At 56.8% G+C, this 26,225-nt stretch carries 26 protein-coding genes; 10 read left to right on the top strand and 16 right to left on the bottom strand.

Annotation, left to right across the window (positions count from 1 at the left end):
• Position 1 precedes the first annotated feature (1 nt).
• Complete coding sequence (hutI, locus tag QE408_RS08905) at positions 2-1,246, bottom strand: imidazolonepropionase (protein ID WP_306930365.1); 1,245 nt, start codon at positions 1,244-1,246, stop codon at positions 2-4.
• Between the two features lie 85 nt (positions 1,247-1,331).
• Here hutI and QE408_RS08910 point away from each other — a divergent pair, with 85 nt between their 5' ends.
• The 7 genes from QE408_RS08910 to pncB all read left to right on the top strand — a co-directional run bounded on the left by QE408_RS08910 (position 1,332) and on the right by pncB (position 8,660).
• Positions 1,332-2,675, top strand: a complete 1,344-nt coding sequence (locus tag QE408_RS08910; RefSeq protein ID WP_306930367.1) for a formimidoylglutamate deiminase — start codon at positions 1,332-1,334, stop codon at positions 2,673-2,675.
• An 89-nt stretch (positions 2,676-2,764) separates the two neighbouring features.
• Positions 2,765-3,694, top strand: a complete 930-nt coding sequence (locus QE408_RS08915; protein WP_306930368.1) for a DMT family transporter — start codon at positions 2,765-2,767, stop codon at positions 3,692-3,694.
• A gap of 352 nt (positions 3,695-4,046) precedes the next feature.
• Positions 4,047-5,153, top strand: coding sequence for a DUF475 domain-containing protein (locus QE408_RS08920; RefSeq protein ID WP_306930370.1), 1,107 nt, complete (start codon positions 4,047-4,049; stop codon positions 5,151-5,153).
• A gap of 314 nt (positions 5,154-5,467) precedes the next feature.
• On the top strand, positions 5,468-5,812 hold the full coding sequence (locus QE408_RS08925; protein WP_306930372.1) for a MarR family winged helix-turn-helix transcriptional regulator: 345 nt from the start codon (positions 5,468-5,470) through the stop codon (positions 5,810-5,812).
• A 69-nt stretch (positions 5,813-5,881) separates the two neighbouring features.
• Positions 5,882-6,739 carry a C40 family peptidase gene (locus QE408_RS08930; RefSeq protein WP_306930373.1) on the top strand — a complete coding sequence of 286 codons (858 nt, stop codon included), beginning with the start codon at positions 5,882-5,884 and terminating at the stop codon, positions 6,737-6,739.
• A gap of 84 nt (positions 6,740-6,823) precedes the next feature.
• Positions 6,824-7,192 (top strand): hypothetical protein, encoded by a 369-nt coding sequence (locus QE408_RS08935; RefSeq protein WP_306930375.1) that lies wholly within the window; start codon positions 6,824-6,826, stop codon positions 7,190-7,192.
• Between the two features lie 163 nt (positions 7,193-7,355).
• Positions 7,356-8,660 (top strand): nicotinate phosphoribosyltransferase, encoded by a 1,305-nt coding sequence (pncB, locus tag QE408_RS08940; protein ID WP_306930377.1) that lies wholly within the window; start codon positions 7,356-7,358, stop codon positions 8,658-8,660.
• A gap of 74 nt (positions 8,661-8,734) precedes the next feature.
• Here pncB and QE408_RS08945 read toward each other — a convergent pair whose 3' ends face one another.
• Entirely contained in the window at positions 8,735-10,132 is a 1,398-nt protein-coding gene (locus tag QE408_RS08945; protein ID WP_306930378.1) for a leucyl aminopeptidase family protein, read from the bottom strand.
• 243 nt (positions 10,133-10,375) lie between these two features.
• Here QE408_RS08945 and QE408_RS08950 point away from each other — a divergent pair, with 243 nt between their 5' ends.
• Positions 10,376-11,092 (top strand): tetratricopeptide repeat protein, encoded by a 717-nt coding sequence (locus QE408_RS08950; RefSeq protein ID WP_306934738.1) that lies wholly within the window; start codon positions 10,376-10,378, stop codon positions 11,090-11,092.
• A 110-nt stretch (positions 11,093-11,202) separates the two neighbouring features.
• On the opposite strand, the gene QE408_RS08955 is transcribed toward QE408_RS08950, so the two are convergent.
• The 9 genes from QE408_RS08955 to QE408_RS08995 all read right to left on the bottom strand — a co-directional run bounded on the left by QE408_RS08955 (position 11,203) and on the right by QE408_RS08995 (position 20,070).
• Entirely contained in the window at positions 11,203-12,189 is a 987-nt protein-coding gene (locus tag QE408_RS08955) for a type II secretion system F family protein (protein ID WP_306930379.1), read from the bottom strand.
• A gap of 9 nt (positions 12,190-12,198) precedes the next feature.
• On the bottom strand, positions 12,199-13,203 hold the full coding sequence (locus QE408_RS08960; protein ID WP_306930381.1) for a type II secretion system F family protein: 1,005 nt from the start codon (positions 13,201-13,203) through the stop codon (positions 12,199-12,201).
• The gene (locus QE408_RS08965) at positions 13,200-14,690 is read right to left on the bottom strand and encodes a CpaF family protein (protein ID WP_306930383.1); all 1,491 of its coding nucleotides are present in this window, start codon (positions 14,688-14,690) and stop codon (positions 13,200-13,202) included. Before QE408_RS08965 ends, QE408_RS08960 begins: the two co-directional genes overlap by 4 nt.
• A 41-nt stretch (positions 14,691-14,731) precedes the next feature.
• Positions 14,732-16,021, bottom strand: a complete 1,290-nt coding sequence (locus QE408_RS08970; RefSeq protein WP_306930385.1) for an AAA family ATPase — start codon at positions 16,019-16,021, stop codon at positions 14,732-14,734.
• A 34-nt stretch (positions 16,022-16,055) separates the two neighbouring features.
• Positions 16,056-16,730 carry a CpaD family pilus assembly protein gene (locus QE408_RS08975; RefSeq protein WP_306930387.1) on the bottom strand — a complete coding sequence of 225 codons (675 nt, stop codon included), beginning with the start codon at positions 16,728-16,730 and terminating at the stop codon, positions 16,056-16,058.
• Between the two features lie 14 nt (positions 16,731-16,744).
• A complete protein-coding gene (locus QE408_RS08980) occupies positions 16,745-18,325 on the bottom strand; it encodes a type II and III secretion system protein family protein (protein WP_306930389.1) in 1,581 nt (526 codons plus the stop codon).
• Entirely contained in the window at positions 18,322-19,128 is an 807-nt protein-coding gene (gene cpaB / locus QE408_RS08985; protein ID WP_306930391.1) for a Flp pilus assembly protein CpaB, read from the bottom strand. The genes QE408_RS08980 and cpaB overlap by 4 nt, the downstream gene beginning before the upstream one ends.
• Positions 19,129-19,270: 142 nt before the next feature.
• Positions 19,271-19,783, bottom strand: coding sequence for an A24 family peptidase (locus QE408_RS08990; protein WP_306930393.1), 513 nt, complete (start codon positions 19,781-19,783; stop codon positions 19,271-19,273).
• A 101-nt stretch (positions 19,784-19,884) separates the two neighbouring features.
• Positions 19,885-20,070 (bottom strand): Flp family type IVb pilin, encoded by a 186-nt coding sequence (locus QE408_RS08995; RefSeq protein WP_306930395.1) that lies wholly within the window; start codon positions 20,068-20,070, stop codon positions 19,885-19,887.
• A 497-nt stretch (positions 20,071-20,567) separates the two neighbouring features.
• Between QE408_RS08995 and QE408_RS09000 the strand changes: the two genes are divergently transcribed.
• A complete protein-coding gene (locus QE408_RS09000; protein ID WP_306930397.1) occupies positions 20,568-20,867 on the top strand; it encodes a pilus assembly protein N-terminal domain-containing protein in 300 nt (99 codons plus the stop codon).
• A gap of 566 nt (positions 20,868-21,433) precedes the next feature.
• Here QE408_RS09000 and QE408_RS09005 read toward each other — a convergent pair.
• Positions 21,434-21,979, bottom strand: coding sequence for a hypothetical protein (locus QE408_RS09005; protein ID WP_306930399.1), 546 nt, complete (start codon positions 21,977-21,979; stop codon positions 21,434-21,436).
• 139 nt (positions 21,980-22,118) lie between these two features.
• On the opposite strand from QE408_RS09005, the gene QE408_RS09010 reads away from it, so the two are divergent.
• On the top strand, positions 22,119-23,546 hold the full coding sequence (locus tag QE408_RS09010; protein ID WP_306930402.1) for a hypothetical protein: 1,428 nt from the start codon (positions 22,119-22,121) through the stop codon (positions 23,544-23,546).
• A gap of 24 nt (positions 23,547-23,570) precedes the next feature.
• Here the strand turns inward: QE408_RS09010 and QE408_RS09015 are convergent, their stop codons facing one another.
• The 4 genes from QE408_RS09015 to QE408_RS09030 all read right to left on the bottom strand — a co-directional run bounded on the left by QE408_RS09015 (position 23,571) and on the right by QE408_RS09030 (position 26,075).
• Positions 23,571-24,209, bottom strand: coding sequence for a hypothetical protein (locus tag QE408_RS09015; RefSeq protein ID WP_306930404.1), 639 nt, complete (start codon positions 24,207-24,209; stop codon positions 23,571-23,573).
• A gap of 73 nt (positions 24,210-24,282) precedes the next feature.
• Complete coding sequence (locus tag QE408_RS09020) at positions 24,283-25,044, bottom strand: hypothetical protein (RefSeq protein WP_306930406.1); 762 nt, start codon at positions 25,042-25,044, stop codon at positions 24,283-24,285.
• Positions 25,041-25,469: a hypothetical protein gene (locus QE408_RS09025; protein ID WP_306930408.1), complete on the bottom strand. Its 429-nt coding sequence runs from the start codon at positions 25,467-25,469 to the stop codon at positions 25,041-25,043. The genes QE408_RS09020 and QE408_RS09025 overlap by 4 nt, the downstream gene beginning before the upstream one ends.
• 120 nt (positions 25,470-25,589) lie before the next feature.
• Positions 25,590-26,075 carry a thermonuclease family protein gene (locus QE408_RS09030; RefSeq protein ID WP_373465528.1) on the bottom strand — a complete coding sequence of 162 codons (486 nt, stop codon included), beginning with the start codon at positions 26,073-26,075 and terminating at the stop codon, positions 25,590-25,592.
• Between the last annotated feature and the right edge of the window lie 150 nt (positions 26,076-26,225).

A 26,225-nucleotide genomic window follows, 5' to 3' on the forward strand; every position in this document is an offset into this window, starting at 1 on the left:
TTCAGATCGTCCGTCCCTTGAAGATGCGTGCGTGAAGCGGATTGAAGCCGATGCGATAGACGAGTTCCGCCGGGCGTTCGATATTCCAGATGGCGAGATCGGCGGATTTGCCAACTTCGAGCGTACCGGTATCGGCAAGAACACCGAGCGCCTTGGCGGCATTGCGGGTTGTGGCAGTCAGGCACTCATCCACCGTCATGCGAAAGAGTGTCGCGCCCATATTCATGGTGAGCAACAGCGATGTCAGCGGCGAGGTGCCGGGATTGCAGTCTGTCGCAAGCGCGATGTCAGCGCCCGCATCGCGCAAAGCCTGCATCGGCGGAAGCTTTGTTTCGCGCAGCGCGTAAAAAGCGCCTGGCAGAAGAACGGCAACCGTGCCGGATGTGGCGAGCGCCTTCGCACCAGCCTCATCCAGATATTCCAGATGATCGGCCGAAAGCGCGCCGTAGGAGGCGGCCAGTTCTGCGCCGTGAAGATTGGAAAGCTGTTCCGCGTGAAGCTTGATCGGCAGACTGAGCGCTTTGGCCTTATCGAAGACGGTGCGCATCTCGTCGACGGAAAAAGCAATGCCTTCGCAGAAGCCATCGACCGCATCGACCAGCCCTTCGCTGTGCGCGCGTTCCATACCAGGCAATACAACGTCGGCTATGTAATCCGCATTCCGCCCTTTGTACTCGGCGGGTGTCGCATGGGCGGCGAGATAGCTGGTAAGGATGCGAACCGGGCGCAATGTCTCCAGCCTGCGCGCGACGCGGAGCATTTTCAGTTCCGTCACGATATCGAGACCGTAGCCGGATTTGATCTCGATGGTGGAAACACCTTCGGCAAGCAGCGTGTCGAGACGGGGAAGGGCTTCCGCGACCAGTTCGTCTTCGCTCCTCGTGCGGGTATCACGCACGGAAGAGACGATACCGCCGCCAGCCTTGGCGATCTCTTCATAGCTTGCGCCGTTCAGGCGCATCTCGAATTCCATCGCGCGGTTGCCGCCAAAGACCAGATGCGTGTGGCAATCGATCAACCCGGGCGTGATCCAGCGGCCTTCGCAATCGATCGTCTCTGCCTCGGCGATCAAGTTTGAAGGGAGCTCGGACTCTGGACCGACAAACACGATCCGCCCATCTTTGACGGCAATCGCGCCGCCCTCGATAATGCCAAGGCCGTCCAGGGAAGGATCAAGCGTCGCAAGGCGGGCGTTTCGCCAGAGCGAAATGCCGTTGTCGGCTGAGGTGGAATTCCGGTTTGTCATCAGTTTTTCCTTCCCTTCTGATCAATATGTATATACATAATAGAGATAGAGGCAAGAGCCTGTTCGAGGAAATTGAGGAGCCGACATGTTCATCCATGCTGAAACCGCTTTGTTACCGACGGGTTGGGCGAACAATGTTCGCATCGAGATCGCAGATGGCAAGGTGGTGTCGGTCACGCAGGGCGTGGAATCGGTCGCCGGTGACGAGCGTCACGCCGTCATTGTTCCTGCCATGCCGAACCTTCACAGCCACGCTTTTCAGCGCGCCATGGCAGGCATGGTGGAACGGCGCGGTGCGACGGAAGACAGTTTCTGGAGCTGGCGCACGCTGATGTACCGCTTCGCGCTGTCGATGACACCGGAGCACGTGGAAGCGGTGGCAGCCCAGCTTTACATGGAAATGCTGGAGGCCGGTTTCGGTCGTGTGGGTGAGTTCCATTATCTCCATCACGACAAGGATGGTGCTCATTATGCCAACATTGCCGAGCTGGCCGAACGGATCTCCGCCGCCGCATCGCAAACCGGCATCTCTCTGACATTGCTGCCGGTTCTCTACGCCCATTCCGGTTTCGGCGGTCAGCAGCCCGTGGAAGGCCAGCGCCGCTTCATCAACTCGCCCGACAGTTTCGTCCGTCTCTTGGATGGTTGCCGTCGGGCCGTTTCAGATCTGCCGGACAGCGTCGTGGGTGTCGCCCCGCACAGCTTGCGCGCTGTCACGCGCGAAGAGCTGAGCTTTGCCGCGCAACTGGCGCCCGATGCGCCGCTTCACATTCACATTGCCGAGCAGGTGAAGGAGGTCGAAGACTGCGTGGCCTGGTCGGGAAGGCGTCCGGTGGAATGGCTGCTAGAGAATGCGGAGGTTACGGATCGCTGGTGCCTCATCCACGCAACGCATATGACGGAAGCGGAAACGCGCGGCGTTGCCAAAAAGGGCGCGATTGCCGGTCTCTGCCCGATCACGGAAGCCAATCTCGGCGATGGTGTCTTTTCCGCCGTTGAATTCCTCAAGCACGGCGGCACCTTCGGCATCGGCTCCGACAGCAATGTGCTGATCGGCGTCGGCGAAGAACTGCGTCAACTTGAATATTCCCAACGCCTGGCCCACAGAGCGCGCAACGTGATTGCTCCGGCCAATGGCTCCACGGGCCGCACCTTGTTCGATGGCGCCTTGACCGGTGGTGCGAAGGCTTTGGGTGTCAAGGCCGGGATAGCCGCAGGCAAGGCTGCGGATTTTGCGTCCTTGAACGTGGATGCGGCTCCCTATCTCCAAGGTGACGACATTCTCGATGGTTGGATTTTCGGCAACCTCGTCAAGCCGCGTGACGTGTGGATCGGCGGCAAGCCGGCGGTGCGCGACGGCGCACATATCCGCCGCGATGAAATCGCAGGTCGCTTCCAGCACACGATGCGGCAGCTTTTGTCCGTCTGACGCACATAGATGAAGCTAATATAGACGCCGGACGACCTTGACTCGGAGAACAAGCTCGTCGAGTCATTGCGGTCAGGGAGTTCAGACACATGCCACATTTTCTTCGCCAGCTTTCGCCGACGGGTCTCGGCGTCGCGGTCATGCTTTTCGGCATGCTGCTCTTCGCGCTCAACGATGCGATGGGCAAGTTCCTCGTTTCCACCTATAGCCTCGGCCAAGTCATTGCCGTGCGGAGCATCGCGGCGATCATTATCCTTCTGCCGATCGTCTGGAAGGCTGGGCTGCCGAAACTGGTGAATGTCGAGCGACCCGGTCTGCAGGTCGCGCGTGTCTTTTTTTCCACCGCGGAACTCTTCTGCTTTTACTTTGCCGTCGCAGCACTTCCGCTTGCCGACGTGATGACCTATTGGCTTGCTGCACCTATTTATGTGGCCGCACTCTCGCCCTTCCTTCTGGGTGAGAAGGTCGGCTGGCGGCGATGGACGGCGATCGGCATCGGCTTCGTTGGGGTTCTGATCGCGTTGAAGCCAAGCTCGGCCTCTTTGACCAGTGCCGCCTTTTTTTCCATCCTTGGCAGTGCTGCCTTCGCCTTCATGATGCTCTCTGGGCGGCAGCTTCGCAACACGCCGGACACGGTGCTGGCCTTCTGGCAGATCATCGGGGCAGGGCTCGCGGGGGTTGTCGCCATTCTCGTCACGCCGTCCGGCTGGATTTCGATACAATCGGGCTTCGATCTGTCGCTGCTTGCACTTCTCGGCATCGTCGCGATGACCGCACATGTGCTGGTCAATCGCGCGCTCAAACTCGCCGATGCGGCCACAGTCGCGCCTTTGCAATATACGTTGCTGCTATGGGCTGTCGTCTTTGGCTGGCTGATCTTCGGTGATGTACCGCAACTCAGCATCGTCATCGGCGCCGGATTGATCGTTCTCTCAGGGCTCTACATCTTCTTCCGCGAGAATGCCGTGAAGCGTAAACAGGCAAAGACGGCAGTTCATCCCATCGAAGATCTGGTCTGATGGGTCAACGCGCACCGTATCGATGACCTGGTGTCCCGATACAACCTGCGAGAGGTAAAGTAAGGATAATTGGACCGAGCAAAGGCCGACGGCGAGCCAAAAAACAACTTTAACCTTGACGAAATCACGAAGTTGAGAGACTAGAGTGGCATGCTGCCCCTGACATCGGGCAGGATTAAAACCTTGGTGCCGGGCCCCTCTGGCGAGAGTTTTACGGCGCTCTCGCGATGTCGGTACCGCCTGCTTATGACGCCGGCGGATGAACACCCATGAACAATCTGACCACGCATTCTGTGCTGGCGCGCGACGCCATGCACATGTCCTGCTCTCAAAATGTTGCGGGGGCTTTCTGATGACCTCCACCACGCAATCCACGCTCTCCTATTTCAAATGGGCCTTTATCGTCACGGTCGTCGGCCTGCTTCTCGGCGGCTATCTCGGCTGGGAGATGACCGGCACCATCAGTGGCACTGCCACGATCTTCTTCATCTGCGCGGTTCTCGCCGTGCTGGAAATCTCGCTCTCCTTCGATAACGCCATCGTCAATGCCAACAAGCTGAAGGACATGACGCCGGAATGGCAGCATCGCTTCCTCACCTGGGGCATTCTGATCGCCGTCTTCGGTATGCGTATCGTCTTCCCGCTTCTCATCGTCGTCATCGCCGCCAATGTCGGCCCCTGGACGGCTATGGTGATGGCAGCGACCGAGCCTGATCGCTACGCCCAGATCATGCAGGACGCGCATTTGCCGATTGCAGCCTTCGGCGGCACCTTCCTGATGATGGTCGGCCTCAGCTTCTTCTTCGATCACGAGAAGGACGTGCATTGGGTGCGTTGGTTCGAGGAAAAGATTGCCACCTATTCCTCGATCAAGGGCATCGAGATCGCCTTCGTCCTGATCATCATGCTGATCTTCACCCGCATCATCAGCAACAGCACCAATCCCGATCTCGGCCCGGAAGCGGCCAATGTGTTCTTCACCTCGGCGATCTGGGGTCTCTTGACCTTCCTTCTCGTCGAAGTCCTCGGCGGTGTTCTCGATCGCAGCCAGCAGATGCTGGAGGGCGCGGCAAAGGGCGGCTTCGGTGCATTCCTCTATCTCGAAGTTCTGGATGCCAGCTTCTCCTTCGATGGTGTTATCGGCGCCTTCGCCTTGACGTCGAACCTCTTCATTATCGCCATCGGTCTTGGCATTGGCGCGATGTATGTGCGCTCCATGACCATCATGCTGGTGGAGAAGGGCACGCTCGCAGAATATCGCTACCTCGAGCACGGCGCGTTCTACGCGATCCTGATCCTTTCGGTGATCATGTATACGCAAAGCCTCGTCCACATTCCGGAGGTCATCACCGGTCTCGGCGGCGCGACGCTCATCGGCATCGCGCTCTGGTCCTCCATCCGCTACAACAAGCAGGAAAAGGCCCGCGAAGCCGGTGCCGCGCATGGTGCCAAAGTCTGACGAAGCACAAGACCCTCTGCCTCGAAGGAAAGAGGGTCGCTGCATCTTAATTTTGCGCAGCGCTTAAAAAATCCTCCGCAGCCCCGCGGGACAGATGCGAATCAGCGGTGCAAAGGAGCCAAATTGTCGAAATGGCAAGTTGGCACGCTTCCTGCATCCTTGGTCTGCAAGTCCAGAGGGGACGTGAAAGCTCAAAAAGAGCAGATACAGACCGCCGCCATGTCGAAGAAAAACTTCGAGGGCGGCGGTTTCGTTTTTATTCACCGCTTGGCGCGATGATATGTGCGATTTTTCAAAGAATGGAGAGGTCCAACGTGCCAGTCGAATTGTCGCCAAGTCAGGCGCTTGGCTTGTGGCACCGCGTCGCGCTGGCGCAAGTGGAGGACAATGCACCTGACCTGACGCTGAGACAGACGGCAATTCTTCTGCAAATCTATCTGGTGCCACCGCCGCATACCGTGCGCGGCTTGGCGAGCGTGCTGGGCGTCACCAAGCCTGTGATCACGCGCGCTCTCGACAGCATGGGCGTGATGGGTCTGGTGGATCGTGAGCGCGATGAGAAGGACCGCCGCAATGTGGTCATCAAACGCACCGTCGCTGGCGCGCTTTATCTGGAAAAATTCGGCGATCTGATTATTGATGAAGCGCGAAAAGCTTAGTGCTCGAAAGTTGCCGCATTGCCGTTCGATGAACGTCAGATAGACCTTTTGAAACAGGACCGAACGACCATGACATCCGCCGAAACGCTTGACCGCCGACTGAACGTCTTCCGCGCCGATATCGCAGATGCGAAACTTGAAGGCAGGGTCGAGGCACAGCGTTTCATTACTGGCGAACCAGCGCAGGTCGCCCGTCCCGTCATCGGACTTCGCCCGAAGCCAGATATGGCCTCTGGCATCGATACCGAACTGCTGCTTGGCGAGTCCATCCGTGTTTTCGATAGCGCCGACGGCTGGGCTTTCGTGCAGGCCGAGGTTGATGGTTATGTCGGTTACGTGCCAGATGCTGCGGTAGGCGCGGTGGAGGCGACAACCCATATCGTCATCGCTCCCCGCACCTTTCTCTATCCTGCCGCTGAACTTAGAAAGCCGCCCGTTGCGGCCCTTTCCATGGGCAGCCGCCTGACATTTATTGGCGAGGAGGAGACGCGCGGAACGCGCTACCTGATAACGGCAAAAGGCGAGGGCGTGATTGCCGCCCATTGTCTACCCGTCGACCAGCAGGTCTCCGATGATTACGTCGCGGTGGCGCTGCGCTTTCTCGAAACGCCCTATCTCTGGGGCGGTCGCTCCGGCTTCGGCATCGATTGCTCCGGCCTCGTTCAGCTGTCCGTGGCCATGACCGGCAAATTTGCGTTGCGCGACACGGACATGCAGGTGAGGTCATTGGGACATGAGATCGAACGCGACGAACTGCGTCGTGGCGATCTGGTCTTCTGGAAGGGTCATGTCGGCATCATGGAGGACGACAGGACGCTATTGCACGCCAACGGTCATACGATGAATGTCGCACGCGAAAATCTGGACGAGGCAATTCAGCGTATTGGCTGGCTCTATGATAGGCCGACAGCCTATCGCCGTCCGTGATCGTTCACGAAAACGTTTTAAAAGGCATCCTGCGGATCACGCAGGCTCTGCTTATATGAACGTCATCTTGCATTGGGATGCGACATGATGAGAAGCCTGAGACGTGCTCTTGCCGGTCTGACCTTGAGCCTTGCAGTCTTGACAGTGCCCCAGGCAGGTGTGGCGCAAATCGTCTATAAGGACGGTTATCTGCCTGCTCCCGACGCCTATGCCAATCTGCCCGGCGTGAAGGACCCTAAGACGCTGCAGCCGCAGGAGCGCTATCGCTGCCATTCGACAGTGGTTGAATCCAGTACCCCGAACGGCCCGTATCGCGATCTCTTCGGTAGCGATGGCCTGCCTGTTCAAGGCTATCGCTGCTCCGGCTCGTCAGGCACGTCTTTCTTCGGCACCAGAGTGCCAACGTCGAAGGATTGGTATCCAGGCATCAACCCGCCCGCCACCGACTTCTAAAATTGCTTGAGCTTCGCTCGTACCGTACCTGCATCAACCGGTCTGGACTTGCCATGCGCTTTTCAGATAAGTCTTTGAACCACAAGGTTCATGACCTTTAACAATGCGCGGCGATGCCGGACCTGTCTCATGCACAGGTTCGGCGTGGGGGATAGCAGCAGCAATGACGAAGACAGATATAGCGACCCGTGTTCACAACCATACCTGGAAGCTTGATCCCATCATCCGCAGCCTGATCGACACGGATTTCTACAAGCTGTTGATGTTGCAGATGATCTGGAAGCTTTATCCGGACGTCAACGCGACTTTCTCCCTGATCAATCGAACAAAGACGGTGCGGCTTGCTGAGGAGATCGACGAGGTCGAACTGCGTGAACAGCTCGATCATGCGCGCAGCCTTCGGCTGACGAAGAAGGAAACGATCTGGCTTGCCGGTAACACCTTCTATGGCCGCTCGCAGATTTTCGAACCGGAGTTTCTCTCCTGGCTCTCCAGCTATCAACTGCCCGAATATGAGCTCTTCAAGCGCGACGGCCAGTATGAGCTGAACTTCCATGGTCGCTGGATGGATACCACGCTATGGGAAATTCCAGCACTTGCCATCGTCAACGAGTTACGCTCCAGAAGCGCCATGCGGTCGCTTGGCTATTTCACCCTGGACGTGCTCTATGCCCGTGCCAAGGCCAAGATGTGGGCGAAGGTAGAGCGCTTGCGCGAGTTGCCGGGTTTACGCATCTCCGATTTCGGCACGCGCCGCCGGCACAGCTTCCTGTGGCAGCGTTGGTGCGTCGAAGCGCTGAAGGAAGGCATCGGCCCGGCCTTTACGGGAACGAGCAATGTCTTGCTGGCGATGGATTCCGATCTGGAAGCGGTCGGCACCAATGCGCATGAACTGCCGATGGTCGTCGCGGCTCTGGCGCAGAACGACGAAGATTTGGCTGCGGCACCCTATCAGGTGATGAAGGACTGGAACCGGCTCTATGGTGGCAATCTTTTGATCGTCCTGCCGGACGCCTTCGGCACGGCGGCCTTCCTGCGCAATGCGCCGGAATGGGTGGCGGATTGGACGGGCTTCCGGCCGGATAGCGCGCCGCCGATCGAAGGCGGCGAAAAGATCATCGAGTGGTGGAAAAAGATGGGCCGCGACCCGAAGAAAAAGCTTCTCATCTTCTCTGACGGTCTGGATGTCGATGCCATTATCGACACCTACAAACATTTCGAGGGGCGGGTGCGCATGAGCTTCGGCTGGGGCACCAACCTCACCAACGATTTTGCCGGTTGTGCGCCGAAAACCATCGAGGGCCTGAAGCCGATCTCGGTGGTCTGCAAGGTCAGCGACGCCAATGGCCGCCCCGCGGTCAAGCTGTCCGACAATCCGCAAAAGGCGACCGGCGAGACCGACGAGGTGCAACGCTATTTGAAGTTCTTCGGCCAGGAAGACCGTAAGGATCAGAAGGTCCTGGTGTAAGCGCGTTCAAGAATCGCAGTCTAAACCGGCCCGGCCATCCTCGCCGTGAGCGGCGAGGATGAAACTGCGTCCGCTCATGTCTTCGCAAAGCTGCGGGAGATATAGTGGAACAGGGCGCGGATCGCCTGTGCTTCGCCGCCGATCGAGGTGTGCGGGCGCTCGCTGAGCGACCATCCGTAGATATCGAAATGCACCCATTTCTTCGTGGCGGTAACAAAGCGCTTGAGGAAGAGTGCTGCGGTGATCGAGCCAGCCATGCCGCCCGAAGGCGCGTTGGTGATATCGGCAGCACGGGAACGAATATCCTTGTCATAACCCATGTAGAGCGGCAAGCGCCAGAGCGGATCGTCGGTATCGATGCCAGCCTCTGCGATGCTGTGGGCGAGATCTTCGTCATCGGTAAAGAAGGGCGGAAGATCAGGCCCGAGGGCCACGCGCGCAGCCCCCGTTAGTGTCGCCATGTCGATCATCAGGTCGGGCGCGTCCTCGTCGGCATAGGCCAGCGCATCGGCAAGAATCAGTCGACCCTCGGCATCGGTATTGTCGATCTGGACGGTCAGGCCCTTGCGGCTCTTGTAGATATCACCCGGGCGGAAGGCATTGGCGGAGATGGAGTTTTCCACCGCCGGAACGATCACACGCAGATCGATGGGCAGGCGCGCATCCATGATCATCAAGGCAAGACCAAGCACATTGGCCGCACCGCCCATATCCTTCTTCATCAGCGCCATCGAGGAGGAGGGCTTGATATCGAGGCCGCCGGTATCGAAGCACACACCCTTGCCGACGAGTGTCAGGCGAGGATGACCTTTCTTGCCCCAGGACATTTCGAGCAGACGCGGCACGCTGGCGCTGGCGCGGCCAACCGCATGCACCAGCGGAAAGTTTTCCTTCAAAAGATCGTCACCGGCGATGACGGAAACCTGCGCCTTATAATGGGCCGCCAGACTGCGAAAAGCGATCTCCAGCTCGTCAGGTCCCATGTCATTGGCGGGAACATTGATCAGATCGCGCGCCAGATAGACGCCCGCCAGCACGCGCTTGATCTCGGCATCCTCGGCATCGCGGGGAATGAGAAGCTTTGGGCCCTTGTTTGTAGCGGCCCGGTACTTCTCGAAGCGATAGGCACCGAGACCGAATCCAAGCGCCAACCGATTGACGGTGAGCGGTGCTGTCTCGATATGCCAGTCGCCTTCTGGAAGTTCACGCGCCAGCTTTCCTGTGATGAAGGGAAGCTCCGAAGGGTTGGTGCCGAGCCCAAGCAGTGCGCCGCCCAGCGCGCCCTCCGCCGACGGGATCAAGAGGATTGCTCCCGCGTCCGCTTTGAAACCTGCCTTCTTTGCCCAGTCGAGAGCGATCGGATCGATGGCACCCTGATCGATATGGGCGGGTGTCACCGCAAAGACGGGAAGCGTCTCCCCCGGCTTTGAACTGAAGGGAGTGGCGCGCTCGATAAATTGATAGGGGACCATGGTCTGCTTTCGTAAACGGCTGAGGCGGGCAAATTAACACTCTGTTAGGGTTAACAGATTATTGCTGGAGCGAAAGTTGCGTAGTGCACGCTGCTTCGATGAAATATCCGATCACAGGGCCGGGGCGATATCATGATTGCGATTTCCTCACATCATGCCGAAAAGCGCATCCTCCTTCGGGGTGTCTGTGCCGCGGTTCTGGCACTCAGCCTCACGGCCTGCTCGACGAACCGTCCTGACCGTATGTCAACGGGCTCGATTTCTCCTGCTGTGTCGCATTCCTACGATCAGATGAACATGGATCAGCTGCGTCAGGCGGAAGCGTCGGTTGGCGCATCCTATGCCCGCAATCCCAAGGATCGCAATACCGGCCTGAACTACGCCAACATCCTGATGATGACGGGTAAGAACACTCAGGCGCTTGCGGTCATGCAGCAGGTGGCGATCGCCTATCCGGCGGATCGCGAGGTTCTTGCGGCCTATGGCAAATCCCAGGCTGCCGCCGGTCAACTGGAGCAGGCGCTCAACACGATCCAGCGTGCGCAGACCCCTGATCGGCCGGATTGGCGCCTCTATTCTGCAGAGGGTGCGGTTCTGGATCAGCTAGGCCGCTCGAATGAAGCCCGAACGAAATATCGTCAGGCACTCGACCTGAAACCCAACGATCCAAGTATCCTCTCGAATCTTGGTATGTCCTACGTCCTGCAAAACGATCCGCGCACTGCAGAAACCTATCTGCGCTCCGCCGCAGCACAGCCGGGTGCCGATAGCCGTATCCGCCAGAACTTGGCGCTTGTCGTCGGACTTCAGGGGCGCTTCGACGAAGCTCAGCGCATCGCTACGCAGGAATTGTCACCCCAGCAGGCGCAGGCCAATCTGGCCTATCTGCGCGGCATGCTGTCTCAGCAAAATGCCTGGTCGCAGCTTTCCGACAAGAACAAGAAGACGGAAGTCCGTTAAGCGGCGATTTTTCCATCCTCTTAGCGACAGCGGAGCCATGTTCCGCAGCATTGCTGCCTATCATCTTCGATTTCGAAAAAGAAAGTCTACTGCCGTCAGCAGAGTCGTGATCAGAACGAGTCTGCGACACGAATGCCAGCGGGTCCAAGAATAACCGCAACCAGCACAGGCAGGAAAAACAGAATCATCGGCACAGTGAGCTTGGGCGGCAAGGCGGCTGCCTTCTTCTCGGCCTCGTTCATGCGCTCGTCACGACCTTCCTGAGCGAGAACACGCAAAGCCTGGGAGAGCGGCGTACCATAGCGTTCTGCCTGGATGAGGGCCTGAACGACGTTCTTCACGCCGTCCAACTGGGTGCGCAATCCCAGATTCTCAAGCGCGACCCGGCGATCCTGCAGAAAGGACAACTCTGCCACCGTCAGCACCATTTCTTCCGCAAGCTCAGGAGACTGCTCGGTCATCTCATCTGCCACGCGACGCATGGCAATTTCCATGGTGGTACCGGACTCGACGCAGATGAGCATCAGGTCCAGCGCGTCCGGCCAGTTCCGTTTGATCGACTTTTGGCGCTTGGTGATGCGGTTCGAGATATAGATGTTCGGTGCGTAGAAGCCGAGATAGCCGAACAGCAGAACAGCCATGAGACGGACAAAAAAGCTGTAATTGGCGAGATTGTTCAGGCCGTAGACCCAGAATGCTGCCAGGGTCAGAAAGATGAAGGGCAGAATGAAACGGGCGGCGAGAAACGTGTTGAGCGCGTTTTGAGAGCGGAAACCTGCCGCCTTCAGCTTGTTCATCGTATTGGCATCCACTAGCGCTTCCCGCAGGTTGAAGCGCTCCACGATCTTCGTGGCGGATTTGCTTTGGGTGGCTCGAAGGCTCGCTTTGCCGGCCTTGTTCGCACCATCCGTCCGCTCGCGTTCGCGCATGCGAACGCGCTCACGTTCTGTCGACACCGCTTTCGTCCGTCGGTTAAGGTCCGCGCGGTTCAGATAGGGCATCGTCAACGTGTAGACGGTGGAGAAAGCTGCCAAAGCAACAAGAACGCCGATGACCAGATGCAGGTTGAGAAGGCTCGACATGATATGATCAAACATGGAACGGCCTCAAATCTCGAAGTTGATCATGTTGCGCATAACGACAATGCCGATCGACATCCATACCGCTGAGCAGCCTAGAATGAGGTGACCCCGCTGGTCGGTAAACAGCACCATCAGATAGTCCGGCGATGTGAGATAGACCAGCAACGACACGATGAAGGGCAGGGCCCCGATGATCACGGCAGAAGCCTTGGCTTCCATCGACAGCGCGTTGACCTTGGCTTTCATCTTTCGCCGATCGCGCAGCACCTTCGAAAGATTACCAAGCGTCTCCGAGAGGTTGCCACCCGCCTGCGCCTGCATCGCGATAACAATTCCAAAAAAGTTCACCTCCGGCAAAGGCATCGTTAGCGTCATGCGCTCAATGGCTTCTGGAAGGGACATGCCGACTTGCTGGGAATCAACGATGCGCTTGAACTCTGTCTTCACCGGCTCCTGACCGTCGGAGGCGATCAGCCGTACCGCCTCGTTGAGCGGAAGGCCGGACCGAATCGAGCGGCACATCACATCGAGCGCGTTTGGAAATTCCTCAAGAAACTTGTTCTTACGACGATTTACAAGGAAGCGTAGAACCCAACGCGGAGCACCGAGAATACCGATAAAGCCGATGCCGAGCGCCACGAGAAGGGGCAAGTCGTAAAGCAGAGCGGCCAGTGCAGCGAAAACAGAAAGACCGGCGCTGATGAGATAGAATTTGGACGATGAGATCGACAGGTCGGCTTGCACAAGCAGGCTTTTCACGCTTGCATTGTTGCGCTTCTTGGCCTTCTCGTTCTGTTTTTTCTCCAACTCCTTCAGCATGTCCTGCGTCGACTTGCGACGTTTGGTCGTTTCCTGAAGTCGATCGCGCGCGGCTTTCATGTTGATGCGGTCGGTTTCAGCCGCCTTCACACGGTTGACGCGCGTTGCAGTTTTTTTCTCCGTCTCGATCTGCGGAAACAGGAAAACATAGGCGAGCGAGCCAGCCGAAATGGCGACGAGAGCGATGAGAAGCAGCATTGTCAGGGTCATTGGCTATTGCGCTCCATCGCCTCCAAGGCCGCAGCAAGACGCTGTTCCTCGTTGAAATAGCGAACCCGATCGTGGAAATGCGGCTTGGTGATGCCGGTGGATACGTGCCGGCCGATCAAGCGTCCGTTGGCGTCCTCTCCCTCGATCTCATATTTGAAGAGGTCCTGCGTGATGATCACATCACCTTCCATACCGACGACTTCCGTCACCTGGGTGATTCGTCTGGAGCCATCGCGAAGGCGCGCGGCCTGGATGACAACATCGACGGATGACGCGATGATTTCACGCACGGTCTTTGCCGGCAACGTATAGCCACCCATGGCAATCATCGATTCCATGCGGCTCAGGCACTCGCGGGGCGTGTTGGCGTGGATGGTCCCCATCGAGCCGTCGTGACCGGTATTCATCGCTTGCAGGAGATCGAAGACCTCCGGTCCACGGACTTCGCCGACGATGATGCGTTCTGGCCGCATACGCAGGCAGTTCTTGATCAGGTCACGCATGGTGATCTCGCCTTCGCCTTCGATGTTCGGCGGGCGGGTTTCGAGACGCACGACATGGGGCTGCTGGAGCTGAAGTTCGGCCGTATCTTCGCAGGTGATCACGCGCTCGTCGCGGTCGATGTAGCTCGTGAGGCAGTTGAGAAGGGTCGTCTTACCTGAACCGGTACCGCCGGATATCACGACATTACAGCGCACGCGACCGATGATCTGCAGAAGGACAGCGCCCTCCGGTGTGATGGCGCCGAAGCGCACCAACTGATCAAGCGTGAGCTTGTCCTTCTTGAACTTGCGGATCGTCAGCGCGGGCCCATCGATGGAGAGCGGCGGCGCGATCACGTTGACACGGGAGCCATCCGGGAGGCGCGCATCGCAGATTGGACTCGATTCATCGACGCGGCGGCCAACCTGGCTGACGATGCGTTGGCAGATAGACAGAAGCTGCGCGTTGTCGCGGAAGCGGATATCGGACTCGATCGTCTTGCCGTTGACTTCGATAAAGGTCTGCCCGGCACCGTTGACCATGATATCGGCAATGTCGTCGCGGGCCAGGAGTGGCTCCAGAGGACCATAGCCCAGCACATCGTTGCAGATATCCTCAAGCAGTTCTTCCTGCTCGGAGATCGACATTGCGAAGCTTTTGATCGTGATGATGTCGTTGACGATATCGCGGATTTCTTCGCGTGCGCTCTCTCCATCGAGTTTGGAAAGCTGCGAGAGATCGATGGTGTCGATCAGGGCCGAGAAGACTTGCGCCTTGGTCTGATAGTACTCGTCCGTTCGCAGGCGCTTGCGCGGCTGGCCACCGGTATCCTTTTGAACCGCGGACGGTTTCGGTGCAGGTGGCTGTAACACGATGGTTTCTGATGGACGAGGTTCATCCATCACAGGCGGCGCGTTCATGACAGCCGGACGGGCGGTCGGTAAAGCCGGTCGTCCACTGTTTGTGCTTCGTCCGAAGCCTTCGCTGCCACGTTTTCCAAACATCTCTTGTCTTCCGGTCTATCGTCTCGTGGAGCAGTCCACGTTTATTTGCGTTTTAGGATTTCCATGAACTTGCCCAGCCCCGGTCGTTTCGCCTTGCGGGCCGATGATCGGCCTGTCAGAACATGCGAAAGCTGGGAGAAGGTTTCCGCAATCGGCGACTTGGCATCGATCTCACTGATCATTCGTCCGCTGTTCGATGCGGAGCCAAAAAGCTGGACATCGAACGGAATGATGGCAAGTGGTTCAATTTCCAACGGTTCGAAAAAGTCGGAAGGCTCGATCTCGGGACGCTTGGCCATACCCACTTGGTTGAGAACCAGATGTGGCACCTTGTCGTTCGGCCGCAGTTTCTTCAATGCGTCAAGAAGATTCTTGGTGTTTCTGAGGTTGGCCAGGTCCGGGACAGCGGTGATCACCACCTCATCCGCTTCCGCCAGCACGGCCTGCGTCCAGTCCGACCAGACATGCGGTATGTCCAATACGGCAATCGGCGCGCTCCTCTGCAGCAGTTCCAACAGCGGCTGGAAAGCGGCTCTATCAAAATCATAGGCGCGATCGAGAAGCGAGGGTGCTGCCAGAATCGAAAGATTTTCGGAGCATTTCGTCAGTAGGCGATCGAGAAAGACCTCGTCGAGCCGATCCGGTGCGAAGACTGCCTCGGCAATTCCCTGTGCTGGATCCTGATCGAAGTCGATATTGACCGTGCCGAAGGGAAGATCGAGGTCTGCGAGAATGGTCTCTGTCGAGAACAGGCTCGATATCCCAAATGCGCAGTTATGCGCGATGGTGGAGGACCCAACACCGCCCTTCGCGCCGATGAAGGCAATGCTACGGCCAAGCGGCTCGGCTTCGGGATCGACGAAAATTGCGGAAATCGACGCCATCAGGTCCGACGCTTTGATCGGTGAAACGAGGTACTCGGAAATACCATTGCGCATCAGGTCGCGGTAAAGCGCGATGTCGTTGTGGCGTCCGATGATGATGACGCGCGTCGAGGGATCGCAAACCTCCGCCAAAGGCGCAAGATCAATCAGGAGTGTCGATGGATCACGGTGGGTTTCGAGGATGACGAGATTGGGTGTGGCGGTGGACGAAAACGTTCTGGCAGCGGCATCGATCTCGCCGTTGGTCACCCGCATGCTAACCTTATTCATCCGCCGATCGTTCGCCAGCCGCTCCATCGTCCGCTGCATCGCCTCGCTTTCGCAGAAGGCGTGGATCGAGATGCGCGGCAGAGGACGGACGCCCTCTAGCTCGCCGGGACGGAGCGTGTCTTCGGCGACTGGCACATCTGCGTTACTGTGCCGAATATCGTAGTTCACCGGGTTCATGTCAGATCCTGTCGCTCAAGCTGGAAGGCGCATCTCAGTCGTTCGTGGTTGCTGTGTTCTTGCCGGCACGATACTTGCCGAGCACCACCGAGCGCCTTTCGGCGTCGATCGGGCTCATGCCGCGGGGGCCGACGAGATCCATGGGATTGGCAATTTGCGCCGCCAGATTGCTTTGGGACGCGCAGCCGAAATTGTACCAGTTTTTGTTCGAAGAGGTATTGCTGTTCAGGTCCTCAGGCCATTGGCCGCACTGGCCTGTCATGGCAGTCACGGCTACGTAGGAGAGGCGTATGGGTGCCGCATCCCCATAGGGCGATGCACCATAGGGAACTTCGACGATCTTATTGGCAGGGATGCCTGACGAGGTCAGGACCGACCGAATCTGGCGTTTGATCAGGGACGCGGAAGCGGCATTGGCAGAGCCCGTGGGCACCTGCATTTGAACGATGCTGGTGGAACTCGCCACGTAGTTCTGAACGAAGCCCTTCACATTGTCGGCCATCTCACCGGGCAGCTTGTTGTCTGCCGGAGAGACAGGAATATCCAGCGAATGCTGCGCTTCGGACAGAGTGATCGGGTGGCGCGTGCGATAGTCGTCCGGGATGGCGCCTGTGGTCTGTGGGTCGCGGGCACATCCCTGCAGTGCGGCGACGGTAGCGAGCACGCAGACGAGGTGACCGAGGCGTAAGTAAGAAACAGAATTCGTCATAGGGTGCGTTTTCGTCATTTGTAGATAAATCCCACCGAGCCCTGATAAGGCTGTGCCTGAACCTGCTGTCTGTTGTTACCGTAGACCTTGTTCACCCGGTTCATGAAAAACGCTGCAGAGTCGTTTTCCGGGCTGAAATTGTCATCAGGGCGCGCGATCTGGTTGCGCGCAACAGGTCGCACGAGATAGGGCGTGGCGATGATCACGAGTTCGGTCTCGTTGCGAATGAAATCCTTGCTGCGGAACAGGGTGCCGAGAATTGGAACCTTGGACGCGCCTGGGAGGCCGGACATCGCCTGGCGGACATTGTCCTGCACGAGACCTGCGATCACGATCGAACCGCCCGATGGCAATTCCACACTCGTGGACGCTTCGCGCTTGCGAATAGAGAGATAGGTGCTGCCCGGAACGCGGGACGTGTTGCCGTTGCCGGACACGACGTTGCCTTCATAGGTCGGCTCGGACACGTTGGTCTCGATTTTCAGGCTGATGCGGCCTGGAGACAGCACGACCGGCCGGAAGTTCAACTCGATGCCATATTCGACCGTGTCGGTCTGGCGCGTCACGGTCGGCACATTATTGTCGTCGAAAGTGACGTTCTGAACGCCTGCAAGACGGAAGTCGCCGCCGACATAGAACTTTGCCTGCTCGCCGGAAATCGCAGTCAGGCTCGGTTCGGCGAGCGTGCGCATGACGCCTGCCTGTTCCATGGCATTGAAATAGCTGGATAAAGCGACCTTGCCGATGGCGCCTCCGATATTTCCCGAACCGCCGATCGCCAGCGCGTTACCGAGGTTGGCCGGATTGGAGAACGAGACCGCGCCACCAAAGTCCGAGCCGGAGCCGCTAATAGAGCCGTTGAAGCCAAGCTGCTTGAGAACCTGGCGACTGACTTCCGCGACCGTCACCTTCAGCGTAACCTGATCCTCGCCCTCGATCGTCAGCATGTTGACGATAGATGATTTCTGGCGGTTTTCCGCGAAGATCGCCACGGCACCATCGCCGTTGCTTTCGCTGCTCGCTGTGATGTTGCGGGTTGTTGCTTCACCGCCTTGGAGGAAGGCCGTTGCGAGCTGAACCGCGCGTGCGGAATCCTGCGGCGTACGAACACTGCCTGAAAGAACAATGTTGTCCGATACGATCTCAACCTTGATATCCGATTCCGGAATGAAACGGCGCAGATTGGCCTCAAGACCGGTGATGTCGCGCTCGACCTCGAGATCGAGACTGACGATCTCCTCGCCATGGGCGCCGAAGATGAAAATGTTGGTCTGGCCGACCGACTTGCCGAAGAGATAAATACGACGCGATGTACGGGTTACCGCATCTGCCATGCTCGGATCGGCCACCAGAATGTCATGCGCATCCTGTGGCAGATCGACCACCAATGCCTTGTTCAAACCGAGCTTCACGCGCTTGCGCACGCCTGTTCCGCTTTCAGAGATCCGAAGAATGCTGGCGCTCTGGGCCAGCGCATCTGTCGTGCCAAAGCCGAATGGCGATGCGCCGGGAACGCCTGCAAAACCGATGCTGAAGGCTATGCCCCCAATGAGCGAAGCTTTCAAGCCATGTCGGATCGATTTCGTCTTGCTCATTGTGCGGCTCCCTCATTTTCACGCACGATCGAACCGGACTTGATAACCTGGATTGCCGGTCTGCTGGATTCGCCGTTGAGTAGATAGTCGGCAGATGCCGTGTCGCTATCCTGAACATCCGCGACGGATCGGAGCGACAAGGTCAGCCGGTCCGCCATCTGGTGTGCGACGGTGATGATCTTTGCTTGTTCAGGCGTGAGTTCGAGCGTCGCTGTGGCGCCAATCACGGAAGAGGTGCCGTCAGGTCCCTCTTTGATCTGCTGGTCGATTGCAAGAACGCGCACATTGTTAAGGACGTTTTCCGTCAGGAAACCGCCGCCCTCGTTTTTGCGCACCATGATGACATCGACGCGGTCGTTGGGGAGAACGAAGCCGCCCGCACCGGTCGCAACCGATATTTCCGTTGAAACAGCCCGTTTTCCGGCGGGCAGGAGCGACGACATGATGCGTGTGCTGGAATCGACCACCTTTTCCGAGCGGAGCGGCTCGCCTTCGAAAAGCGGAAGGCGAACGATGGCGCCCGTCAACTCGGCGATCGCATCAGGCCGTTTTTCCTCGGTGACATAACTGTCATTGACGCTGCCTTGAGGCCACCGTGCCCAGCGCACCGAACTCGCGTCGAGCCGGCTACCCACGGGCAAATTAACCGCCGAGACCAGCACGTTAACGGTCGGCTCTTTCTGGATGATGGCTTCTGCCTGTTCCACCACCGCTTGCGGCGCAGAAATCTGCATGGCCAGCAGGCCCGCAAAGCCAGCGGCAACGACGGCAACGGAGAGGATAACGACACGCGAGGACTTCATGCTGGGCCTTTGAGGTAGAATCTCTGCCCAGAAGATGGCCTGCCATTCGTGTAATTATGGTTAATAAGAAGTGATTGTTTTGGGTTAATCAGAAATTAATGTGCTGTATTAGTAAGTCTAAATCATGCTTTTGGGGTTTATATCACAGCACGGCGCTCATGGCAGCCTGTACGATCGGCGCTTCGGGATACGTGATCAAGCCAGCAACCGCAATTGCGATACCATAGGGCACCTTTTTGGCGACTAGTAAAGAGTCCGGGATAGGAAGGCCTGTTGCCATGATCTCTTCGGAACGTGATCGCAAGACAAGAATGCCTAAAGTCAAAATGCCCCCTATGAGCGCTACTGCGACCAAAAATTCGGCCAAGGAATAATTGAAACCGAACCAGACGGCGCAAGAGGTTAGAAGCTTAGCATCTCCGCCACCCATGGTGTTGAATGCGAACAAGACGAAGCACGCCAGAAAAACGGTCACTCCCGCTACGAGGCTCATTGCGAAAACCTGCCAGTCCATGCCTGACAACGGTGCGAGTAAAAGAAAGGCGCCTAAGAGAATCATTGATACCCGGTTTGGGATCGTCATTGAAAAAAGATCAGTAAGCGCCGCCAGCGCGAGGCAGAGCGGAAAGACAAGAAAGATAGAAGCAGTGATCATGTCTGACCTCGATTTCTGGGACTGACCCTTAATTTTAAGAAAAATGCCGCCCAAAGGACGGCACTTTCCGCATGCGTGGAAACGATCGTCCGGTGCCGATGTCAGCCCGTAGCTGCCTTCGAATCCGTAAGCGCTTTGCCAATACGGTCGAAAGTAGCCTTCAGCTGAGTACCTATTGTACCCGCACCTGCAATGATACCAACAGAGATCAAAGCAGCGATCAGGCCGTATTCAATGGCGGTGGCGCCGGACTCGTCCTTCAGGAACCGAGCAAAAATATGTGTCATGCGGATTCTCCTAATTCGTTATTGGTCAGCACGCCGACAACTGTTTTTCGTTGTTCGGTTGAGGCAAACCTACGAACTCTCGATTGCCAAGCGCTTAAAGAACGGGCTTAACGTAACGTTAAATGAGTAATGTCGATTGCGTGGTAAACAAAGTCGAAGATTAAAAGGTAAAATATGAATCTTTGCCAAAGCCCTAGGTGAGTAAAGGGTCATAAAAGGCCGTTTTGAATATAATTTCTACCACGAACCCGGTCTTGTGCAGTTAAGCGGCGCTCTGCTTTCATGTTAGAGTGCGTTTTATGCAGCGACAGTTTCCCGTTTTGGCGCGTCTTTTAAAGCTTCATTCACCATTCCCGTTCATGGTGATGACGATGAAATGCGCCAAGCGTAACCAAAGGTCTATTCCGCTCATGCTATCTTCCACCGTCAAGAGATTTGCAATCGCAGCGGCAATCGTAAGTTTTGGGCCGTCTTTTGCGTTCTCCGCAGATGATGAGATGCTCCGCGTCTCGATGAATCAGGCGCGTGTGCTCAAGCTCGATCGCGCTGTGAGCAAAGTCATCGTTGGCAATTCGAAGGTTGCGGATGCGACCGTTGCCGATGCAACAACGATCGTGTTGACCGGTCGCAGCTTCGGCACCACCAATCTCGTGCTGCTGGATGCCGAAGGTAACGCAATCGTCGATGAACGGGTTCTGGTGTCGATCGATGAGGGCAATACGGTCCGGGTCTATCGCCAGACCTCACGAAGCGTTCTTTCTTGTTCGCCCGCCTGTGAAGAGCATGCGCAGAACTGAATAGCGTAGAACAACCTGATTCGATTCAGGAGTGTTCTTCATTCACCAAACGTTCGCTCAACAGATGTGGTCACAACAGCGTTTGGACGGCATGCGCCGCGCGTTCAAGGAACGCCTTAGACATAGGTCTTACAGGAAGAACCTGGCCGGTCATCACAGATGAGTCACTGCTTCTCGCAGCGCTCTTCGGCACTAAATTGTTGAGCGAGGAGTGCCAATACGAATGCTGACAACAGTAGCCCCGTGAGGGGAAAATCAATCTCAATTTTTTGCTAAGCGATTGATCTGGCTAGGATCAAATAAGGAATGGTGCCAGAAGAGGCACGGCATTTTCACGCTAAGTGATTTTCACTACAGCAAAAAAACTGACGCGGTTTGTTCCAATACCATGTTCGATACCATGGTTTCTAATTCTGCCACGGTATTGATAAGGGCGGAAGATGTCGCGTCAATCGCTCCCGACACCCTCTCCCCGTTGGCAGACGCGACAGTCAGCGCGCCTTCGCAATCGCATCGTCAAAAAAGCCCGGCTACAATGGCCGGGCTTTCGAATGGACGGTTGCGGCTTAGGCCGCTGCCTTCTTCGCTTCGAGGGCGATGACCGCGAGGTCGCGATATTTCGCCATCGCCTTCGGGCTGCTCGATACCGGCTTGATCTCGATGGCCTTGAGGCCGTCGATGTCGCCAGCCTCGACAAGCTCGATCAGCTTCGCCAGCTTCGGGCGGAAGCGTCGATGTGTAGCGGCTGTGAAGTCCGGCGGATCGGGCAGGACGCCGCGCTGGGCGGCCTCAAGGGCCGCAGCGCGCTTCCCTACCGCTTTCTTCGGCTTCGGCGCTGTTGGTTTGCCTGTTGGGGCTTCCGCGTCGCTGCGGGCAGCATCGACTATTTCCTTCGGGACGAAGGCGGTCATATTGTCCGGCGTAATGGCGTAGACCATCGGCGCTTTCTTGAATTCGGCAGTGATCTCGTCGGCGATCTTCGCGGCTTCGGCCAGCGTTGTAGCTTCGCGATTGATCTTGCTGGTAGGGCTGCGGCGCAGATGCACGTTGAAGTGCGTCGCGGTTGCGATCTTGGCGCGGTCGGCAGCGTCGGCGGGGTGTATATTTTTCATATCAGCGGAGCCTCTACTAGGGCCCCACGTCTAGCGGAGGTATGAATAGTTGCAACTCACAATAAGACAATACCCGTTAAGCGTGAGTAAACCACTTAGCGCTACTAATAGAAACAGTGTTTGAACTAGGGGATGGGGTATGAACGAAATAACGGTCAAGAAATCTAATGAACTGATTGATCCGCAGGCTCAGATGCTTGTCGATTTTCTGAAAGACATGGGCCTCCCGTCGGATAACGTCATAGCTGATATTTCTGAAAGAAAAATCATCGGCGACAATCTGCAAGGGCTAATTCTGGGACTGCCGCCTGAAATCAAAAAGGACGCGAGGTATCTTTCAAAATTCGTAATCGGCGCAGGTTTCGGCCTGTTCGATTACTCGCTGAACGCGGTATGGAATGAGGTCGTACTCAACCTCCGAAAGAAGGCAGTTGTTTATGGCCTCGACATATTTTTTGATGCAGCGGTTGGTGGAAGCAAAGCGCGCGAACATTATAGCACTGAAGACGACCTATCCGCATTGAAGGACAGCGTCCTGCTAGATAGCTGCCGGAAGCTAGAGCTTATAGGCGATACAACCTATAAAAAGCTCAAGCACATACTGGAAATGCGCAATGATATCGGCATATCGCATCCCAATTCGTACACCATCAATGCATACGAGCTTTTAGGATACCTTCAGAACTGTATTCAAGACGTTCTGAACGATAATCCCACGGAAGCTGCGCTTCAGGTTCAATCCTTTATTAAAAACCTCAAGACAACGACGACCGTTGTTGATAGCGCTGCCAAGCAGGCGATTGAGAAGAAAATTATCGAGTTGCCGACGCATCTGTGCGGAAGCCTGATGCGAACGGTTTTCGGGATATACGTCGCTGTTGATACCGATCCAACAGTTCGCAAAAACATCTCGCTTATCGCGCCCGCGCTTTGGGCGGCTTGTGCCGACGAGGCCAGATACAAACTCGGGATCGTCCTTGAAGGTTACAACGTTAACTTGTTCAAGGACAAGCATTCGCTCGGAGAGCAGTTTTTCGATGTCGTTGGTGGAAATGCGTTCCGCTCGCCGAACGAGCGGGTCATCATTGTCGATGAGTTGATCACGGAACTCCTCGACAAACATAATGGTTGGGACAACTTCCACCATGAACCGCCGGTCGCGGCGCAACTCTATTCTTACGTACCAGACCAAACCTCAATCTTCGAGAATTTGGCTCAACGCCTGTTCAAAGTTGTTCTGATCTGCCGCATAGGTCGAGGCGTGAGCTACTGCGAGGGCGTTTCTCCGGGGGGGCGGAAATACTATGACAATATCTTGGCTTTGGCAGGTGACAAGTTCGCACCGCACGTGATGGTTTCTTTGTGCCATTTCGAGATCAAGAACAAACTGCATAACAGTTTGTGCCGCAAGCATGCGAAGGCCGCGCTGGAGACCACGAAGAAAAATGTTATCAATGCAAGGCTTATTGAGTGCCTTGATTATCTGATCGCCAATATCGAGACGAACATTGCTTGCGTGGACAGCGGCGAGTTTAAGAGGCTATCGTCTGGCTACATCACTTGGTGAATGTCGGCGAGGCACGGCTTGCGGTCAGTCTGGCCTCGTTTTCCCATGAGGTGAAGGCGCTCTTAAATCCCGGCATGATTTCCCAAGTTCCGGTTGCGTCCATCCAGCCTTGATCGCCTTGACGCGATCCGTTCGGCCCGGATGGGATTTCGACGGCCTCTCGTCGAGGATCGGAACGGCAGCGAGCGCCTGATCGAGCGTGTACCCGGCATTCCTCATTGCCGTTCCCGCGAAACGGTCGGCTTCAAGCTCATTGCGCGGATCGGGTTTCCTGCCGATGTGGTGGCAATAGTGGTGTCCGAGTTCGTGGGCGATGATCATCATCGCCCCCTCATATCCGACCTCGGGGCTTAGGCGGCGGTCGTAGACAATGAGCCGATTGCCTTCCTGTTCCGTGGCTATGGCATTGAGGCCTATCTCGGCATTCATCGGGTAGATGCTGCACTCGTCCTCGATCTTGAGCTTCATCGCGTCGCAAAGGTCGAAAAGCATTTCCGAATAGTCCCCGAATGCGGGCGTCGCGATGACGATCTGATCGCCGACCGGCATGTGCAGCGCTGGACTATTTTTCCCGAGGTTCAATTTGACGCCGTCGTCGGCAATGGCCGCATCGGCACACGGCAGCGACAGGATCGACAGAACAGTCGCTTTTACATTGCGCACAAGACTTCTCTTAACTTTTGGCAACGTCATAGGCTTTGATTAGGAGGGGAAAATGTACTTCGCGTTCAAAGCCCTAAGCCTGCCGTGGCGCTTCCGGCTGATCGGGAACATCATCAGCTGCGGCACCCGACTGTATTTGTGTGCGCCACGTTCGAAGCGCCTCTGCGGCGCTTTCTATGGCCTGTTGATGTTCGGCGATCTCGTCGTCGCGCAGCGTCCTAGCGGAAGGACCAGTTCCATTGATCTCGAATGTTGCAACTTTGATCGGTCCAGCGACGCCGCCCGGATTTGTGTCTATTACATGCTGAACTGCCCATGTGGCTAGAAAGATCGCCTCACGTAGTGTGGGTTGCGCGCCCGCAGGGCAAAATATGTCGGATAGAAAGCGAAGAAACGGGTCAGCGGACATCTTCCCAGACCCGAGGGCCACGTAGAAATGATTGTTGTCGAGAAAGCGCGGCTGTAGAGGACCTTCAAACACGCAGCAGTGGTGTGTATTGTCTTTTGCGAAGGCGAGGATCGTGTTCGTCCCGACCATTTGGAGTGAGAGTCCAGTGCTCTGAAACTGCTGCAAAACGCTACTTGACATAGCTATCGCATAGTCAAGTTGGTGCGGCACCTGTGATATCAAGTTATGATTGCTATCTGCCATCAACTTAAAGCGATCTGCTTGTCCTTGATCGCCAGCAAATGCAAAAAGTTGAGGGCCAGCTAGTACCGCTAGCTTGTGGCCGTGATGGTGCCCAACGTTGATGCCGCCCATGCTTGGGGTAATCATGCTGTCAGCGGCGATAACAACTCCATCCTGACAATTAAAGGCTACAATTACGGTCATCCACGAAACACGCTGTTCGCCTTCATCTCAGGGTATCGCTTGTAGATCGATGCGACAAGCTGCTCAAAGGAGAGGTCGCGCACCCATTTCGAGATGCTGGAGACATATTCCCTTGTGTTTTCCGGTAGGTCACCGAGCATTGCAGCGCCCTGCCCAAATCCTTGAGCGGTCAGCGAGTACTTGCGGTATCTTCCGGTGCTCTGCACTTCCGCAAGTCCCCGCGCCGAAAGGCCATCAAGCTCATCGTAGACACCTCGGTCAAATGGGCCGTAATCGTAGGGAGCAAAGGTAAAATGCGGCCCATCCAAAAGATGAGAAGCTTCTTTATCAAGCAAAAAGAAAAGCTTCTGCACCTGCACAGGTGTGAAGGTGGCGTTTTGCCCCGCTGCGGCAAGCGCCGCGAGAACGATTTCTGTTCTATTCATCGATATAAAACTCCGGCGTTGGTGATAGCATAACTGATTTGCGGACCATTGGCGATAGGAGGCTTGACAAAGGGCTGTCGCCGAGTCTGCCCGCACTCCGCAGAGTCGCTGTTGTCTGTTTCAGCAAGCGAGAGCGCGCTTTGCGCGCGCGGCCCGCTCCATGCAGGGCTGATCAAACTCGCCCCGCCAGATGCCCCGTCGCTCGACTTTTGCTGCTGACTGCTCCTTCGCGTACCGGCCCTTGGAATAGCGCACCCAATCAACGGCGTATCCTTGCCAGACAAGCCAGCCGTTTACAGGCTCGCCGTCTGCCCGGAAGCAATCGGCCACCATCCTGCCGTAGCGATCCTGATCGACCTTAAGACAGGTTGTCGGGCGGGAAGCGGCGAGGAAGCTGTCGAGAGCAAAAGCGGCATCTTTCCCGCAGCTATATCCGCGGCCCTTCCCATCGCGGCATTGCTGCCAGCTTTCAGGGGCGTCGATCCCGTTGAGCCGAATGCGCTGGCCGGAGATTTCGATGGTGTCACCGTCAATCACTGATGCCCTTTCCGGTAAGGTCAGCCGCGGAGGCAGGGCAGGCAGCGATAAGGGAGGCGGCGAGGGCAAGGCTGCGAAGTCTGAAAGGCAAGCGCGGTATTCCTGTAGGTGGCGAAATCGGGTTTCGACCACGTAAGGAAGGATACGCAGCGGATCAACTGACATCAGGAAAAGAAAAAGCCTGCCGCTTCAACTCGGCAGGCTTCTTCCAAGGAAAAT

The organism is Agrobacterium larrymoorei (assembly GCF_030819275.1).
Lineage (GTDB): Bacteria > Pseudomonadota > Alphaproteobacteria > Rhizobiales > Rhizobiaceae > Agrobacterium > Agrobacterium larrymoorei_B.

Bases quoted from the DNA above. Each gene is read 5' to 3' on its own strand.
- hutI (WP_306930365.1), bottom strand. From the start codon at position 1,246: ATGACAAACCGGAATTCCACCTCAGCCGACAACGGCATTTCGCTCTGG.
- QE408_RS08910 (WP_306930367.1), top strand. From the start codon at position 1,332: ATGTTCATCCATGCTGAAACCGCTTTGTTACCGACGGGTTGGGCGAAC.
- QE408_RS08915 (WP_306930368.1), top strand. From the start codon at position 2,765: ATGCCACATTTTCTTCGCCAGCTTTCGCCGACGGGTCTCGGCGTCGCG.
- QE408_RS08920 (WP_306930370.1), top strand. From the start codon at position 4,047: ATGACCTCCACCACGCAATCCACGCTCTCCTATTTCAAATGGGCCTTT.
- QE408_RS08930 (WP_306930373.1), top strand. From the start codon at position 5,882: ATGACATCCGCCGAAACGCTTGACCGCCGACTGAACGTCTTCCGCGCC.
- QE408_RS08935 (WP_306930375.1), top strand. From the start codon at position 6,824: ATGATGAGAAGCCTGAGACGTGCTCTTGCCGGTCTGACCTTGAGCCTT.
- pncB (WP_306930377.1), top strand. From the start codon at position 7,356: ATGACGAAGACAGATATAGCGACCCGTGTTCACAACCATACCTGGAAG.
- QE408_RS08945 (WP_306930378.1), bottom strand. From the start codon at position 10,132: ATGGTCCCCTATCAATTTATCGAGCGCGCCACTCCCTTCAGTTCAAAG.
- QE408_RS08950 (WP_306934738.1), top strand. From the start codon at position 10,376: ATGTCAACGGGCTCGATTTCTCCTGCTGTGTCGCATTCCTACGATCAG.
- QE408_RS08955 (WP_306930379.1), bottom strand. From the start codon at position 12,189: ATGTTTGATCATATCATGTCGAGCCTTCTCAACCTGCATCTGGTCATC.
- QE408_RS08960 (WP_306930381.1), bottom strand. From the start codon at position 13,203: ATGACCCTGACAATGCTGCTTCTCATCGCTCTCGTCGCCATTTCGGCT.
- QE408_RS08965 (WP_306930383.1), bottom strand. From the start codon at position 14,690: ATGTTTGGAAAACGTGGCAGCGAAGGCTTCGGACGAAGCACAAACAGT.
- QE408_RS08970 (WP_306930385.1), bottom strand. From the start codon at position 16,021: ATGAACCCGGTGAACTACGATATTCGGCACAGTAACGCAGATGTGCCA.
- QE408_RS08975 (WP_306930387.1), bottom strand. From the start codon at position 16,730: ATGACGAATTCTGTTTCTTACTTACGCCTCGGTCACCTCGTCTGCGTG.
- QE408_RS08980 (WP_306930389.1), bottom strand. From the start codon at position 18,325: ATGAGCAAGACGAAATCGATCCGACATGGCTTGAAAGCTTCGCTCATT.
- cpaB (WP_306930391.1), bottom strand. From the start codon at position 19,128: ATGAAGTCCTCGCGTGTCGTTATCCTCTCCGTTGCCGTCGTTGCCGCT.
- QE408_RS08990 (WP_306930393.1), bottom strand. From the start codon at position 19,783: ATGATCACTGCTTCTATCTTTCTTGTCTTTCCGCTCTGCCTCGCGCTG.
- QE408_RS08995 (WP_306930395.1), bottom strand. From the start codon at position 20,070: ATGACACATATTTTTGCTCGGTTCCTGAAGGACGAGTCCGGCGCCACC.
- QE408_RS09000 (WP_306930397.1), top strand. From the start codon at position 20,568: ATGCTCCGCGTCTCGATGAATCAGGCGCGTGTGCTCAAGCTCGATCGC.
- QE408_RS09005 (WP_306930399.1), bottom strand. From the start codon at position 21,979: ATGAAAAATATACACCCCGCCGACGCTGCCGACCGCGCCAAGATCGCA.
- QE408_RS09010 (WP_306930402.1), top strand. From the start codon at position 22,119: ATGAACGAAATAACGGTCAAGAAATCTAATGAACTGATTGATCCGCAG.
- QE408_RS09020 (WP_306930406.1), bottom strand. From the start codon at position 25,044: ATGACCGTAATTGTAGCCTTTAATTGTCAGGATGGAGTTGTTATCGCC.
- QE408_RS09025 (WP_306930408.1), bottom strand. From the start codon at position 25,469: ATGAATAGAACAGAAATCGTTCTCGCGGCGCTTGCCGCAGCGGGGCAA.